Genomic DNA, 12143 nt, shown 5'->3' with positions numbered 1-12143 from the left:
CGCCGCCTGACAAAACGACAGGCGGCGCAGCTTCGCGCGGCCAGGTGCGTCAGTCGGCGGTGTGAATCACGGGAGTGGCAAGCGGTGCGTTGTCGGCATCTGTCGCGGCGTGCTCGCCCGCGGCGGCGCCGGGCCGTGCGGGCGAGCGCACCGCGCGCGCGGCAAGGGCAGCCGCGCTGTTTGCGCCATCGGCGGAATTCGGTGTGGACGCGCCGGCCGCAAATGTCGTTGCGAGCGGCGAATCGGCTTGCGCCGGGTTTGGCTGAGGGTTTGTCGATGCTGCGGGCTGCGTTTGTCCGAGCTCGCGTGCAGCGCTCGTGGTGAGCGCGACGCGTGCGTCGCCGGTGCGATCGCCGCACGCTGTAGTTGCGCACGCAACTATTGCACATGCCAGCAGTGTGGCATATGTGGGCGGTGTCGCAAGGTCGCCGGGCAAGCGCAAACGTTTGCTCGGCGCGTCGCCAAAATGCGGACGCGCCGGCACGAATTCGACCGTCATCGAAGTCTCCATCCAGATAGAGGCACAACAACGGCTCGAGGAGCGGCCCGAGCATCGCCTTCCCGCGCGCGAACGCAGCGGCAAGACAACGCCGAAGCATAACGAAGCTGCTTTTAAGTTTTGTGACGGCGGCCGAATAAACAGCGAGGGGAATGGGACGCGGCGTGCGCCGCGAGACGAGCTTAGCCGCTAGTGGCCACGCTAGTCGCAGCGCTCGTGGCCGGGCCGGTTGCCGACTGGCTCGCGCTGGACGGTCCCGACGCGCAGTCCTTCGCGTATTCGGCGTTGAGCTTCGCGCGGGCGTCGGCGATATCGGGCGAATAGTTATCGATGCCGGGCCGATAGCCCACCGACGCCAGCTCGTTGAGCTCGCGCGCCACGTCGTCGCTCGACAGCGCGCCGTGCGCCGGCTTGAACGGATAGCTGTTGCATTGCTGCGGCGTCAGATGGCCGGCGGCGCACGCCAGCGAACTGGCCGCCACCAGCACGAGTGGCATGAGCGGAACGGCGCGCTTGAGGATCGCGTTCATGATGGTCTGTCTCCATGTCATGAGATTCGAAGGAGCCGTGGATCTTCGTCCTGTATTGTCGTTCTGGATCGGCTACAGCCCAGATTAGGCGCCTTCGTCTCTCATGCCGGCCTCAAGCGGATGAACATTCGTTCATGCGGAGCGGTGCCCCGTGCAGGCGGCAGAGCAACACACTACGCGTGCCCGTAGCCGCCGCCTCCCGGCGTCTCCACCACGAACACATCGCCCGCGCCCATCTCCACGCTGGCGATATGGCCGAGCGCCACGATCTCGCCGTCCGCGCGCTCGACGCGGTTGCTTCCCGCGCGCCCCGGCCGCCCGCCCGCCGCGCCGAACGGCGCGTGGATGCGGTTGTTCGAGAGGATCGACGCCGTCATCGGCGCGAGGAAGCGGATGCGCCGGACCGCCCCGTTGCCGCCGTGCCAGCGTCCGCCGCCACCCGACTCCGCGCGAATCAAATGCGATTCGAGGCGCACCGGATAGCGCCATTCGAGCACCTCGGGATCGGTCAGGCGCGAGTTGGTCATGTGGGTCTGCACCGCATCGACGCCGCTGAAGCCCTCACCCGCGCCACTGCCGCCCGCAATCGTTTCGTAGTACTGGTAACGTGCGTCGCCGAAGGTGAAATTATTCATCGTGCCCTGGCTCGACGCCACGATGCCGAGCGCGCCATAAAGCGCATTCGTGATCGCCGACGAGGTCTCCACGTTGCCCGACACCACCGCCGCCGGATACACCGGATTGAGCATCGAGCGCTCGGGCACCGTCACCGTGAGCGGCTTGAGGCAGCCCGCGTTGAGCGGGATGTCGTCGCCCACGAGCGTGCGGAAGACATAGAGCACGGCCGCCATGCACACGGCCTTCGGCGCGTTGAAGTTGTTCGGCAGTTGCGCCGAAGTGCCGGTAAAGTCGATGGCGGCGCTGCGCGTTTGCGCATCCACGCGAATCGCCACCTCGATTACCGCGCCGTTGTCGAGCTCATAGCGGTACGCGCCGTCCTTGAGCGCGCCGATCACGCGGCGCACCGCTTCTTCCGCGTTGTCCTGCACGTGCTGCATGAATGCGAGCACCACGTCGCGGCCGAACTGCGCGACCATGCGGCGCAATTCGTCCACGCCCTTCTGGTTCGCGGCGACCTGCGCGCGCAGATCGGCCATGTTCTGATCGATATTGCGCGCCGGATAGCGGCCCGAGGCCAGCAATGCGCGCGTTTCGCGCTCGCGCAGCGTGCCGGCCTCGACGAGCTGCCAGTTATCGATGAGCACGCCCTCCTCTTCGATATGCTGGGAAGCCGCCGGCATCGAGCCCGGCGTGATGCCGCCGATGTCCGCGTGATGCCCGCGCGAGCCCACGTAGAAGAGCGGCTCCGCGCTGCCTTCGGCGAACACGGGTGTGATGACCGTGACGTCGGGCAGGTGTGTGCCGCCGTGATACGGGTCGTTGAGCATGAACACGTCGCCGTCGCGCATCGTGTCGCGATTGCGCTCGATGACGGTTTTGATGCTTTCGCCCATCGAGCCGAGATGCACGGGCATATGCGGCGCGTTCGCGATCAGATTGCCCGCCGCGTCGAAGATCGCGCACGAAAAGTCGAGCCGCTCCTTGATGTTCACCGAATACGCGGTGTTTTGCAGGCGCAAACCCATCTGCTCGGCGATCGACATGAAGAGGTTGTTGAAGATCTCGAGCCGCACGGGATCGGCCTCGGTGCCGATCGAGCGGCGTGTGGGCAGCGGCAGCACGCGCGTCATCACGACATTGCCCTGCGCGGTCAGCGCCGCCTGCCAGCCCGGCTCGACCACGGTCGTGCCGTTCTTCTCGGCGATGATCGCAGGGCCGTCGAGCACGTCGCCGGCCATGAGCGTGTCGCGCAGATAAAGCGACGCGTCGTGCCAGCGGCCGCCCGAATAGGAGCGCACGCGCGCCTGAGCCGACGGCGCGCCGCCCATCTCGCGCGGCGCGAGCGTGCCGGTCACGGGCTGCGCGTCCGAGTGGCCGATGGCTTCCACCGAGGCGAGCTCCACCACGAGCGGCGTGTCCGGCATCAGGAACGCGTAGCGCTGCCGGTAGGCCGCTTCGAACGCCGCGCGCATCGCGTCCACGCTGCCGGCGTTCACCGCGAGCGCCGAATCGGTGCCCTGATAGCGCAGATGCACGCGCCGCGCCGTGGAGATGTGCGCGGCGTCCACGCCCTGTTCGAGCAGCGCGCCGCTCGCGTCCTGCGCGAGCGCGTCGAGCGCAGCGTCGATTCGCGCGAGCGACGCGTCTTCAAGCACGATTTCGAGCGCGCGCTCGCGCATCGCGGTCTGATCGGCGAGCCCCATGCCGAACGCGGAGAGCACGCCCGCGAGCGGATGCGCGAACACGCGGCTCATGCCGAGCGCATCCGCCACGCCGCAAGCGTGCTGGCCGCCCGCGCCGCCGAAGGTCGTGAGCACGTATTGGGAGACGTCGTGGCCGCGCTGCACCGAGATCTTCTTGATGGCGTTCGCCATGCTGCCGATCGCGATCTCCAGATAGCCTTCGGCGATTTCCTCGGGCGTGCGACGCTGAGCCGTGGCGGCGAAGATTTCGTCGGCGAGCGCGTTGAAGCGCTGGACCACGGCGTCGCGATCGAGCGCCTCGTTCGCGTGCGGGCCGAACACGTGCGGGAAGTACTCGGGCTGGATCTTGCCGAGCATGACATTGCAGTCGGTCACCGTAAGCGGACCGCCGCGCCGGTAGGCGCAGGGCCCGGGATTGGCACCCGCTGAATCGGGCCCGACGCGCAGCCGCGCGCCGTCGAAGCCCAGCACCGAGCCGCCGCCCGCCGCCACGGTGTGAATGCTCATCATCGGCGCGCGCATGCGCACGCCGGCCACCTGGGTCTCGAACACGCGCTCGAATTCGCCGTTGAAATGCGAGACGTCGGTAGAAGTGCCGCCCATGTCGAAGCCGATCACGCGCTCGAAGCCCGCCGCCTGCGCGGCGCGCACCATGCCGACGATGCCACCGGCCGGGCCCGAAAGAATCGCGTCCTTGCCCTGGAAGCGGTCGGCGCGCGTGAGGCCGCCGCTGCTCTGCATGAATTGCAGATTCACGCCCGGCATCTCGCTCGCGACCTGATCGACATAGCGGCGCAGGATGGGCGAGAGATAGGCGTCGACCACGGTGGTGTCGCCGCGCGAGACCATCTTCATGAGCGGCGAGACTTCGTGCGAGGCCGAAACCTGCGTGAAGCCGATGCGCCGCGCCAGATCGGCGATTTCGCGCTCGTGCGCGGTGTGGCGGTAGCCGTGAATCAGCACGATCGCGAGCGCGCGAATGCCCATGGCGTAGACCTCGCGCAACGCGGCTTCGGCACGGTCCAGATCGAGCGGCGCGACCAGCTCGCCTTGCGCGCTCACGCGTTCGTCGATTTCGACTACGCGCTCATACAGCGCTTCGGGCAGCGCGATGTCGAGATCGAACAGGCGCGGACGGTTCTGATACGCGATGCGCAGCACGTCGCGAAAGCCGCGCGTGGTCACGAGCGCAACCGGCTCGCCCTTGCGTTCGAGCAGCGCGTTCGTGGCGACCGTGGTGCCCATCTTGACCATCTCGACCTCGCGCGGCGTGATCGGCTGATCGGCGCGCAGCCCGAGCAGATGGCGGATGCCCGCCACCGCCGCATCGCGGTATTGTTCGGGATTCTCGGAGAGCAGCTTGTGCGTGGTGAGCGTGCCGTCGGGACGGCGCGCGACGATGTCGGTGAACGTGCCGCCGCGGTCGATCCAGAATTGCCAGCGGGACGGGGTGCAAGCGTCGGAAGCGTGATCGTGAGTCATGGTGCGATGCGTAGTCGATTAGTAGAACGATGTATGGCGGATCGAATGCGGAAGTATTCGATGCAGGCCCGCGATTCAAGCCAGATTCAGGGCAAACTCAGGCCGATTCCAGCTCGCGGCCGCGCGTCTCGGGCAGCGTGAGCGCGGCGACGATCAGCACGCCATAGGCCGCCACGGCGAACATGCCGATACTCGGGCCAAGGCCGAATTGCTTCGAGAGCGCGCCGATCAGCACCGGGAAAAGCGCCCCGATCGCACGGCCCACGTTGTAGCAAAAGCCCTGGCCGGAACCGCGCACGCGGGTGGGAAAGAGCTCGGTGAGAAACGCGCCCATGCCCGAAAAGATGCCCGAGGCGAAAAATCCGAGCGGAAAGCCGAGCCACAACATCGAGCCGTTCGTGAGCGGCAGCGACGTGTAAGCAAAGGCAATCGCCATCGAGCCTACCGCGAACAGGATGAAGTTGGGCTTGCGGCCGAGACGGTCGGTGAGCCACGCGCTCGACAGGTAGCCCACGTAAGAACCCACGATGATCATCGCGAGATAGCCGCCGGTGCCCATCACTGTGAGGTGGCGTTCGGTCTTCAGAAACGTCGGCAGCCAGGTGGTGATCGCGTAATAGCCGCCTTGCGCACCCGTGGTCAGCATCGCAGCGCGCAGCGTCGTGGAAAGCAGCTTCGGCGAGAAAATCTCGGTAAAACGCGGGGTATCCTGTGCGTCCTTCTGTGCTGCCTTCGCGTGCTCAAATATTTCGGGTTCCTTGACATATCGGCGAATCACCAGCACGAGCAGCGCGGGCACGAGGCCAATGAGGAACAGCGCGCGCCACGCGATTTCGGGCGCCATCACCGAGAACAGCACAGCGTAAAGCAGCGCGGCCAAGCCCCAGCCGATCGCCCAGCCCGACTGCACGAGCCCCACGGCCTTGCCGCGGTCGCGCGCGCGAATCACTTCGCCAATCAGCACGGCGCCCGCGGTCCATTCGCCGCCAAAGCCGAAGCCCATCAGCGAACGCGCGGCAAGCAGCTGGCCGTAGTTCTGCGCGAGCCCGCACAGGCCCGTGAAGACCGCGAACCACAGCACGGTGAGCTGCAGCGTGCGCACGCGGCCAATGCGGTCCGAGAGAATGCCCGCGATCCAGCCGCCGAGCGCCGACGAAAGCAGCGTCATGGTGCCGATAAAGCCGGCGTCGCCAAGCGAGATGCCCCAGGTGGCAACAAGCGTCGGGATCACGAACGAAAGCATCTGCGTGTCCATGCCGTCGAGCATGTAGCCCACCTTGCAGCTCCAGAACGCGCGACGCGCGCGCGGGCCGGCTTCGGCATACCAGGAAAGCTGCCCGGTGCCGGCCGCCTCGCCGATGTCTCCGATATCGCCGGTGTGACCGGCCTCGCCGGCGCTCGCCGTGAGTGTCTTGCTGTCCATCTGCTGCTCCTTTGGATAGACGCGGAATGAAAAAATGGGGCGCCGCCCGGTTCAGAACACCGCGAGCGATGCATTCGTGATATCGGTCATCAGCATGTGGCCCGGCGCGTGTGCGATGGCGACCGGCAGCTTCGCGGCCATCAGCGCGGTTTGGGGCGTCACGCCGCACGCCCAGTAGACGGGCAGCTCGCCGGGTCGGATCGTCACCGCGTCGCCGAACTCGGGGCGCGCGAGGTCGGCGATGCCGAGCTCCGCAGCATCGCCGATATGCACGGGCGCGCCATGCACGCCCGGAAAGCGGCTCGTGATCTGCACGGCGCGGATCGCGTCGGCGCCGCGCATCGGGCGCATCGAGACGACCAGTTCGCCGCCGAACACGCCGGCGCGGCGGTTCGCGATGTTCGTGCGGTACATCGGCACATTGCGGCCTTCTTCCACGTGGCGCAAGCCGATGCCCTCGAGCGTGAGCATGTGCTCGAACGAGAACGAACAGCCAATGGCAAACACCACGAAATCGTCTTGCCACAAGGCCTCGATCGATTCCCGGCACTCGCTGAGTGCGCCGTCGCGGTAGACGTTATAGGCGGGCACGTCGGTGCGGATATCGATGTCGCGGCCCAGCATCGGCACGCGGAAATCGCCCGGCTCGCCCACGCCGAGCAGCGGACACGGCTTGGGATTTGCCTGGCAAAAGCGCAGGAAATCGTGCGCATACGCGGCGGGCAGAATCGCGAGATTGGCTTGGGCGTACTCGCCGCAATGGCCAGCGGTCGGGCCACGAAAATCGTGGTGACGGACGGCCTGGCGGAATTCGAACGGGGTCATGATTTCAGGCGTTTTGGGTGTGTGGCGTGAATGGGCGTCGGGTCGAAAACCGCGTCGGCATGGGGTGTTGCCTGGGGTGCGTTGCAAGTCGTGCACCGTTAGAGCGAAGCATAGAAAAAAAGAAAATTTGACGCCAACTAGTTTTTTTTGGCTTCGATGAATAGAATTTCTTAACGAAAACGCGGGTTTTCCCGGGTCACGTGGTCTTTATTCAAGCGCCCCTTCACACGCCTCGCGCCATGAACACACGCTTTCTTGAAACCTTCGTCACGCTCGCCAGACTGCGCAGCTTCCGCACGACGGCCACCGCGCTGCACGCCACACCCGCGGCCATTTCGCAGCGCCTGAAGGCACTCGAAGACGAATTGCAGACGGTGCTCGTCGAGCGCGAAAGCCGCGAGTTCCGGCTCACGCCGAACGGCGAATATCTGCTCGGCTACGCGAAGGCGGTAGTCGAGGCAACACGCCAGCTGCAGGCCGCCGCGTCCAACGAAGGCGCGATGCGCGGCAAGCTGCGCCTGGGCGTGATCGAGACCGTGGTGCACAGTTGGCTCGCCGACTACATGCGGCGGCTCGCGAGCGACTATCCGCAGCTCGAAGTGGAACTCGCCGTGGACGTGAGCGTCGTGCTGCAACGGCGCTTGATGGCGGGCGAACTCGACCTGATCGTGCGCGTGGAAGGCAGTGATGAGGAATCCGTAGTATGTGACGCGCTCGCCAACTATCCCGTGCACTGGATCGCGCGCGCGGGTCTGCTGCCGCTTTCGCGCAGCGGACTGGCCAAGCGCGTGCTGCGGCAGCCGATTCTCACCTTCGGGCGCGGAACCGCGCCGCACCGCGCGATGGAGGACATCGTCAGCAAGCTGGCGCTCGCCAACGGCGTGCCGCTCTCCGAGACGCGCATTACCGGGTCGCCGTCGATTTCGGTCATCGTGCAGCTCGTGCGCGACGGCTTCGGAGTGGCTGCGATCCCGCGCCTTTTCGTCGATGACTTCGTCGCGCGCGGTGAATTGGTCGAGCTGCCGCTGCAGCCTTCGCCGCCGTCCATCGTGGTCTCCATGTCGCGACGCAGCGATGCACCGCTGTTCGTGCATGGCGCGGCAAACGCCGCGCGCGCCGCATGCCACGCGTATTGCGATCACGGCGATGCGCGGCTGATCGAACGGCTGTGAGGATCGCGTGGTGAAAGCGTGGCTACGTCTGCGAGTCGTGGCGCGCAGGGGCTGGCGTAGCCATTGGGGCATGAACGCGTGCCGGCGGCGCAAGTAAGCGCCCTGTTAAACTTGCGTCATGATGCATGCTGTCCCGTGCACCGCTTGCCCTTCCCGTCGTACTCCCAATCATTCGTTGCCGCATGATCGACCCGTCCTCTGTCGCCCGCGCACTCGCCACACAAGGTATCGTCGCGGACGAGAGCCAGCAGCGGGCGATCGACGCGCTGTGCTTGTTGCTCGACAGTGAACACACGAGCACGAGACAGCGCGCCTGGCGAGGCGTGTACTGCCACGGCCTGCCCGGGCGCGGCAAGAGCCTGATCGTCGATACGGTCTATGCGCTCGCCACGTGCGCGAAGCGACGCATCCATTTTCATCAGTTCATTCGCGACGTGAACCGCCTGCTCGTGCAGGCGCCCAAAAGCGACGATCGCCTCGGCGACGTTGCGCGCGCGTGGCTGAAGGACGTCGATCTGCTCTACTTCGACGAATTCCATGTGCACGACATCGCCGATGCGTTTCTGATGGGCCGCTTCCTGGAGACGGCGCTCGCATGCGGCACGCGCATCGTGCTCACTTCGAATTACGGTCCGCGCAATCTGCTGCCCGACCCCGAGTTTCACGAACGCTTCGAGCCGACGATCGAACGCATCGAGCAGCATTTCGAAATTGTCGCTTTCGATGGTGAGCGCGATTACCGCGAACACAACCATGCCGCAGATACGACAGCGGCCGAGCCGCGTTTTTTCGCGCCGCTCGATGGCACGCGCGAACCGCTGCGGGCGCTCTTTGGCGCATACGAGGCGCATGCGGACGTGCACCCGGCAACGGCGGAAGTGGCCGGACGATCGCTGCCCGTCACGGCAGCGGGCACGCAACTGGTTTGGGTCGACTTCGACGCGCTGTGCGGCGCGGCGCGCTCGCACCTCGACTACCTCGCGCTCGCCGAACGCTGGCGCGGCGTGATCGTCGACCGCCTCGAAACGGAGATGCTCAAGCGCCGCGATGTGCTGCAGCGCTTCGTGTGGCTGGTCGATATTCTTTACGACCGCAAGCATGCGCTGTTCATCGCCTCCGATCAGCCGATTCGCGCGGCGCTCGTCGGCCTCGATGGCGCGCACGATGTCTCGCGCACCACGAGCCGGCTTGCCGAGATGCAGTCGCACGGCTATGCGATCGGCCTCGTGCGCAAGCATCTGGCCGCGCCCCCGGATGAGGCGCCTGGCTAGCGCTACGCGCGCACAAGCGGACGGCTGACGCTATCCGCAGATTCTTTCCATCTGTTGTACAGTCCGTCGAACTTCGACACGATACGGACAGACCGCACGATGGAAACCCTCTCCCGCTTCAAACCCGTTGCGCTCGAACATGCGAGCCGCCTCGTCAATCACGGTCCGACGGTGCTCGTCACGAGTTCGGACGGCGCGCGTCACAACGTGATGGCCGCCGCGTGGTCGATGCCGGTGGAATTCACGCCGCCGCGCATCGCAATCGTCATCGACAAGAAGACCTTCACGCGCGAGCTCATTCATGCGAGCGGGACTTTCGGCATCTGCGTGCCGGGTGCCGCGGCGATGGATCTGACCTATGCGGTCGGCAGCATCAGCGGACGCGACGCGGACAAGTTCGAGCGCTTCGGTATCGATGCCATCAAAGGTCCGGTGCTCGGCGTGCCGCTGCTCGAAGCGGGCTGCGCCGCCTGGATGGAATGCCGGCTCATTCCCGAGCGGCACACCGAAGACGCCTATGACACGTGTTTCTGCGAAGTGGTCTCGGCGGCGGCGGATCCGCGCGTGTTCGATCGAGGGCACTGGGTCTTCGATGACAGCAACCGCGACCTGCATACGATCCATCATCTCGGCGCGGGGAATTTTGCTTTGGCCAGCGATGCGGTGAAGGCGCGGGAGCTTGCTGAATAGGACGCGCGCCGTTGCCATGCGCGCTCGGCGGAAGGAGCGTGTCTGCGGGTTGTGCGTGGCTGGGCGTTCTATAGATTACAGAATACGTATCGATAAATACGTCCAAGGGAAATTTCGCCTGTTTGGTGGGTGAATGCGGCGTTGGTGGCAGTTTTAGGGTCCGAAAACGCATTTGCCCGTGGAACATTGGGGTTCCGGAGCGATTTCGATGCGCGCAAAGGCCGGTGGCACAAGGGTTCCGACGATTTCTTCGATTTTCACCGAATGTTTCACGGAACCCCGGATTTTGAGTGCGCCGGAGCGGGAATGCTTCGGCGTCTGCGCTGTGGAATCGTTGCTCGGACGGCTTCGGTTACGGCCACGGTTACGGTCACGGCCGCGGCCGCGGCCATTCATTTTCCCTCGGCAGTGGCGGGTTGCAGTTCGCTAGCCTGAGGTGATGCGCTTTTGTTTCCGTTCGTCGATGCGTTGGCGGCTGAGGGCTCGCGTCTATTCATGCTCCGTGAGCTACCCACTCCGACTTCGGCGGCTAGCGCATGCCGCTCGCACTATGGGGAATGTGTTTTCGAGCCGCTTCGAGCTCTCTTGCTTGATTTGACAGTTAGTTGCGTTATTTGATTTCCTCTACGCCGACGAGATACGGCTGGCGAGGCGCAGTTCGCGTGATTCCATCTGACTGATATTGGACTCTAGCCCTGATACAACGCCCCTGCCCTTCGCGTGCGAATAGCACCCATGCTGCGACTGGCATCTAATCAGCGCCCATGGATGAACGTCCGCATGACTCCGATGGCACGATGTGCCGGCGAGCGATTGAGGCGGTCGCACCGAGGGGATCACACCAGGCACCCGTGACAATGTGGGTCAAGTAGCCCTAGCCGCGACTGAGTCACCGCGGTCAATTGTCGGAGGCGTAGGGCAGAGTACGCTCCCTTGGATCGAGGCTGTTCGAGCGATGGGATGTCGCTGTGCGCGACGTGCGAGATCTCAGCCGGGTGTCAGTCGTATTGCTGTTAGTCGCGGTCGAGACACGGTATCCGGAAGCTCATGTGCTCCCATTCTCCTGAGCTGCGACACTCGGCTCATTGCATGGTGAGAACCAGGGACGGTCCGACCGCATCTGCTTAACCTGACCTGCATACACGCGCGCTGACAGAGTTGCCGATCATTGCGAGCGCCACTCTCTTTCGCGTTGGCGCGAGATTCGACTCACACGTTCGCGGTAAATCGCGGCAACGGGCTCGCAGTCTGGATTAAACGAAAGTCCTGTAGCTAACTCAAAGACTGCGAACTCCATGGTGGCCACACGTATTGCACGCCGGTCCGGCTCGCACCGCGACTGATTGGCGACAATGCGTCGGGGTCCGGCGACCATGGCCAAGGGTCGATCACTAGACGGCCGGCGTGACCCTATGTGGCGCGTCGTCCAGCGACGTTGCCCATCCGCAGCGCGCCGCCCTCCCCCTTCATCCAACGTGGTCACGTACCGATCCGGGATCGTATGATCTGAAGGTCATCGCCTTCCTGCTTGACGCAGTGTGTCGAGTCGACACACTGCGTCGTGTCGGTCGAAGTGGCGCGGGCGGCATCCATATCCCCTGGAGGTTCGTCCTGCTGTCGTCGTCCTGCAGACTGGCCATAGAGCGTCGGCACTAGCCGTTATGGGAAATTGAGCGCCCCGTTCTGGTGAGTGCTTCATGACCGCTCCGTAGTGTGTCGACTCGACACACTACGGAGCGTGTCGGTCGAAGTGGCTCGCCGGCATCCACATCCCAAGGACATCCACGTCGCCGCCTTCCCCCCGTAGCCAAGCCATTGTGAGGAGGCACTGCCCGGTGGGAGCAATTGAGCGACCCAATCGGGCGTGCGCTCCGCTCCTGCCCCGCAGTGTGTCGAGTCGACACACGCTCGCGGTGAAGGAGATTCT

General features: G+C 65.1%; 8 protein-coding genes. 3 read left to right on the top strand and 5 right to left on the bottom strand.

What is annotated here, in order from left to right; genetic code table 11:
• Window positions 1-49: 49 nt before the first annotated feature.
• The 5 genes from EYW47_RS15515 to EYW47_RS15495 all read right to left on the bottom strand — a co-directional run bounded on the left by EYW47_RS15515 (window position 50) and on the right by EYW47_RS15495 (window position 7083).
• Window positions 50-499 carry a hypothetical protein gene (locus EYW47_RS15515; RefSeq protein ID WP_133195699.1) on the bottom strand — a complete coding sequence of 150 codons (450 nt, stop codon included), beginning with the start codon at window positions 497-499 and terminating at the stop codon, window positions 50-52.
• Between the two features lie 182 nt (window positions 500-681).
• Complete coding sequence (locus EYW47_RS15510) at window positions 682-1029, bottom strand: hypothetical protein (protein WP_133195698.1); 348 nt, start codon at window positions 1027-1029, stop codon at window positions 682-684.
• A 173-nt stretch (window positions 1030-1202) separates the two neighbouring features.
• Window positions 1203-4835 (bottom strand): hydantoinase B/oxoprolinase family protein, encoded by a 3633-nt coding sequence (locus EYW47_RS15505; protein ID WP_133195697.1) that lies wholly within the window; start codon window positions 4833-4835, stop codon window positions 1203-1205.
• 97 nt (window positions 4836-4932) lie between these two features.
• On the bottom strand, window positions 4933-6258 hold the full coding sequence (locus tag EYW47_RS15500) for an MFS transporter (protein WP_133195696.1): 1326 nt from the start codon (window positions 6256-6258) through the stop codon (window positions 4933-4935).
• Window positions 6259-6309: 51 nt separating this feature from the next.
• Entirely contained in the window at window positions 6310-7083 is a 774-nt protein-coding gene (locus EYW47_RS15495; protein WP_133195695.1) for a putative hydro-lyase, read from the bottom strand.
• 239 nt (window positions 7084-7322) lie between these two features.
• Between EYW47_RS15495 and EYW47_RS15490 the strand changes: the two genes are divergently transcribed.
• From EYW47_RS15490 to EYW47_RS15480, 3 genes are all read left to right on the top strand, one after another.
• Entirely contained in the window at window positions 7323-8255 is a 933-nt protein-coding gene (locus tag EYW47_RS15490; RefSeq protein ID WP_133195694.1) for a LysR family transcriptional regulator, read from the top strand.
• Window positions 8256-8437: 182 nt separating this feature from the next.
• Window positions 8438-9526 carry a cell division protein ZapE gene (zapE, locus tag EYW47_RS15485; RefSeq protein ID WP_133195693.1) on the top strand — a complete coding sequence of 363 codons (1089 nt, stop codon included), beginning with the start codon at window positions 8438-8440 and terminating at the stop codon, window positions 9524-9526.
• 99 nt (window positions 9527-9625) lie between these two features.
• Window positions 9626-10216: a flavin reductase family protein gene (locus tag EYW47_RS15480; RefSeq protein ID WP_133195692.1), complete on the top strand. Its 591-nt coding sequence runs from the start codon at window positions 9626-9628 to the stop codon at window positions 10214-10216.
• The last annotated feature ends 1927 nt before the right edge of the window (window positions 10217-12143 follow it).

The organism is Paraburkholderia silviterrae, assembly GCF_004353915.1.
GTDB lineage: Bacteria > Pseudomonadota > Gammaproteobacteria > Burkholderiales > Burkholderiaceae > Paraburkholderia > Paraburkholderia silviterrae.
The sequence above is the reverse complement of the archived record's forward strand: the minus strand, read 5'-3'. Positions and strand labels throughout refer to the sequence as shown.

Bases quoted from the DNA above. Each gene is read 5' to 3' on its own strand.
- EYW47_RS15515 (WP_133195699.1), bottom strand. From the start codon at position 499: ATGACGGTCGAATTCGTGCCGGCGCGTCCGCATTTTGGCGACGCGCCG.
- EYW47_RS15510 (WP_133195698.1), bottom strand. From the start codon at position 1,029: ATGAACGCGATCCTCAAGCGCGCCGTTCCGCTCATGCCACTCGTGCTG.
- EYW47_RS15505 (WP_133195697.1), bottom strand. From the start codon at position 4,835: ATGACTCACGATCACGCTTCCGACGCTTGCACCCCGTCCCGCTGGCAA.
- EYW47_RS15500 (WP_133195696.1), bottom strand. From the start codon at position 6,258: ATGGACAGCAAGACACTCACGGCGAGCGCCGGCGAGGCCGGTCACACC.
- EYW47_RS15495 (WP_133195695.1), bottom strand. From the start codon at position 7,083: ATGACCCCGTTCGAATTCCGCCAGGCCGTCCGTCACCACGATTTTCGT.
- EYW47_RS15490 (WP_133195694.1), top strand. From the start codon at position 7,323: ATGAACACACGCTTTCTTGAAACCTTCGTCACGCTCGCCAGACTGCGC.
- zapE (WP_133195693.1), top strand. From the start codon at position 8,438: ATGATCGACCCGTCCTCTGTCGCCCGCGCACTCGCCACACAAGGTATC.
- EYW47_RS15480 (WP_133195692.1), top strand. From the start codon at position 9,626: ATGGAAACCCTCTCCCGCTTCAAACCCGTTGCGCTCGAACATGCGAGC.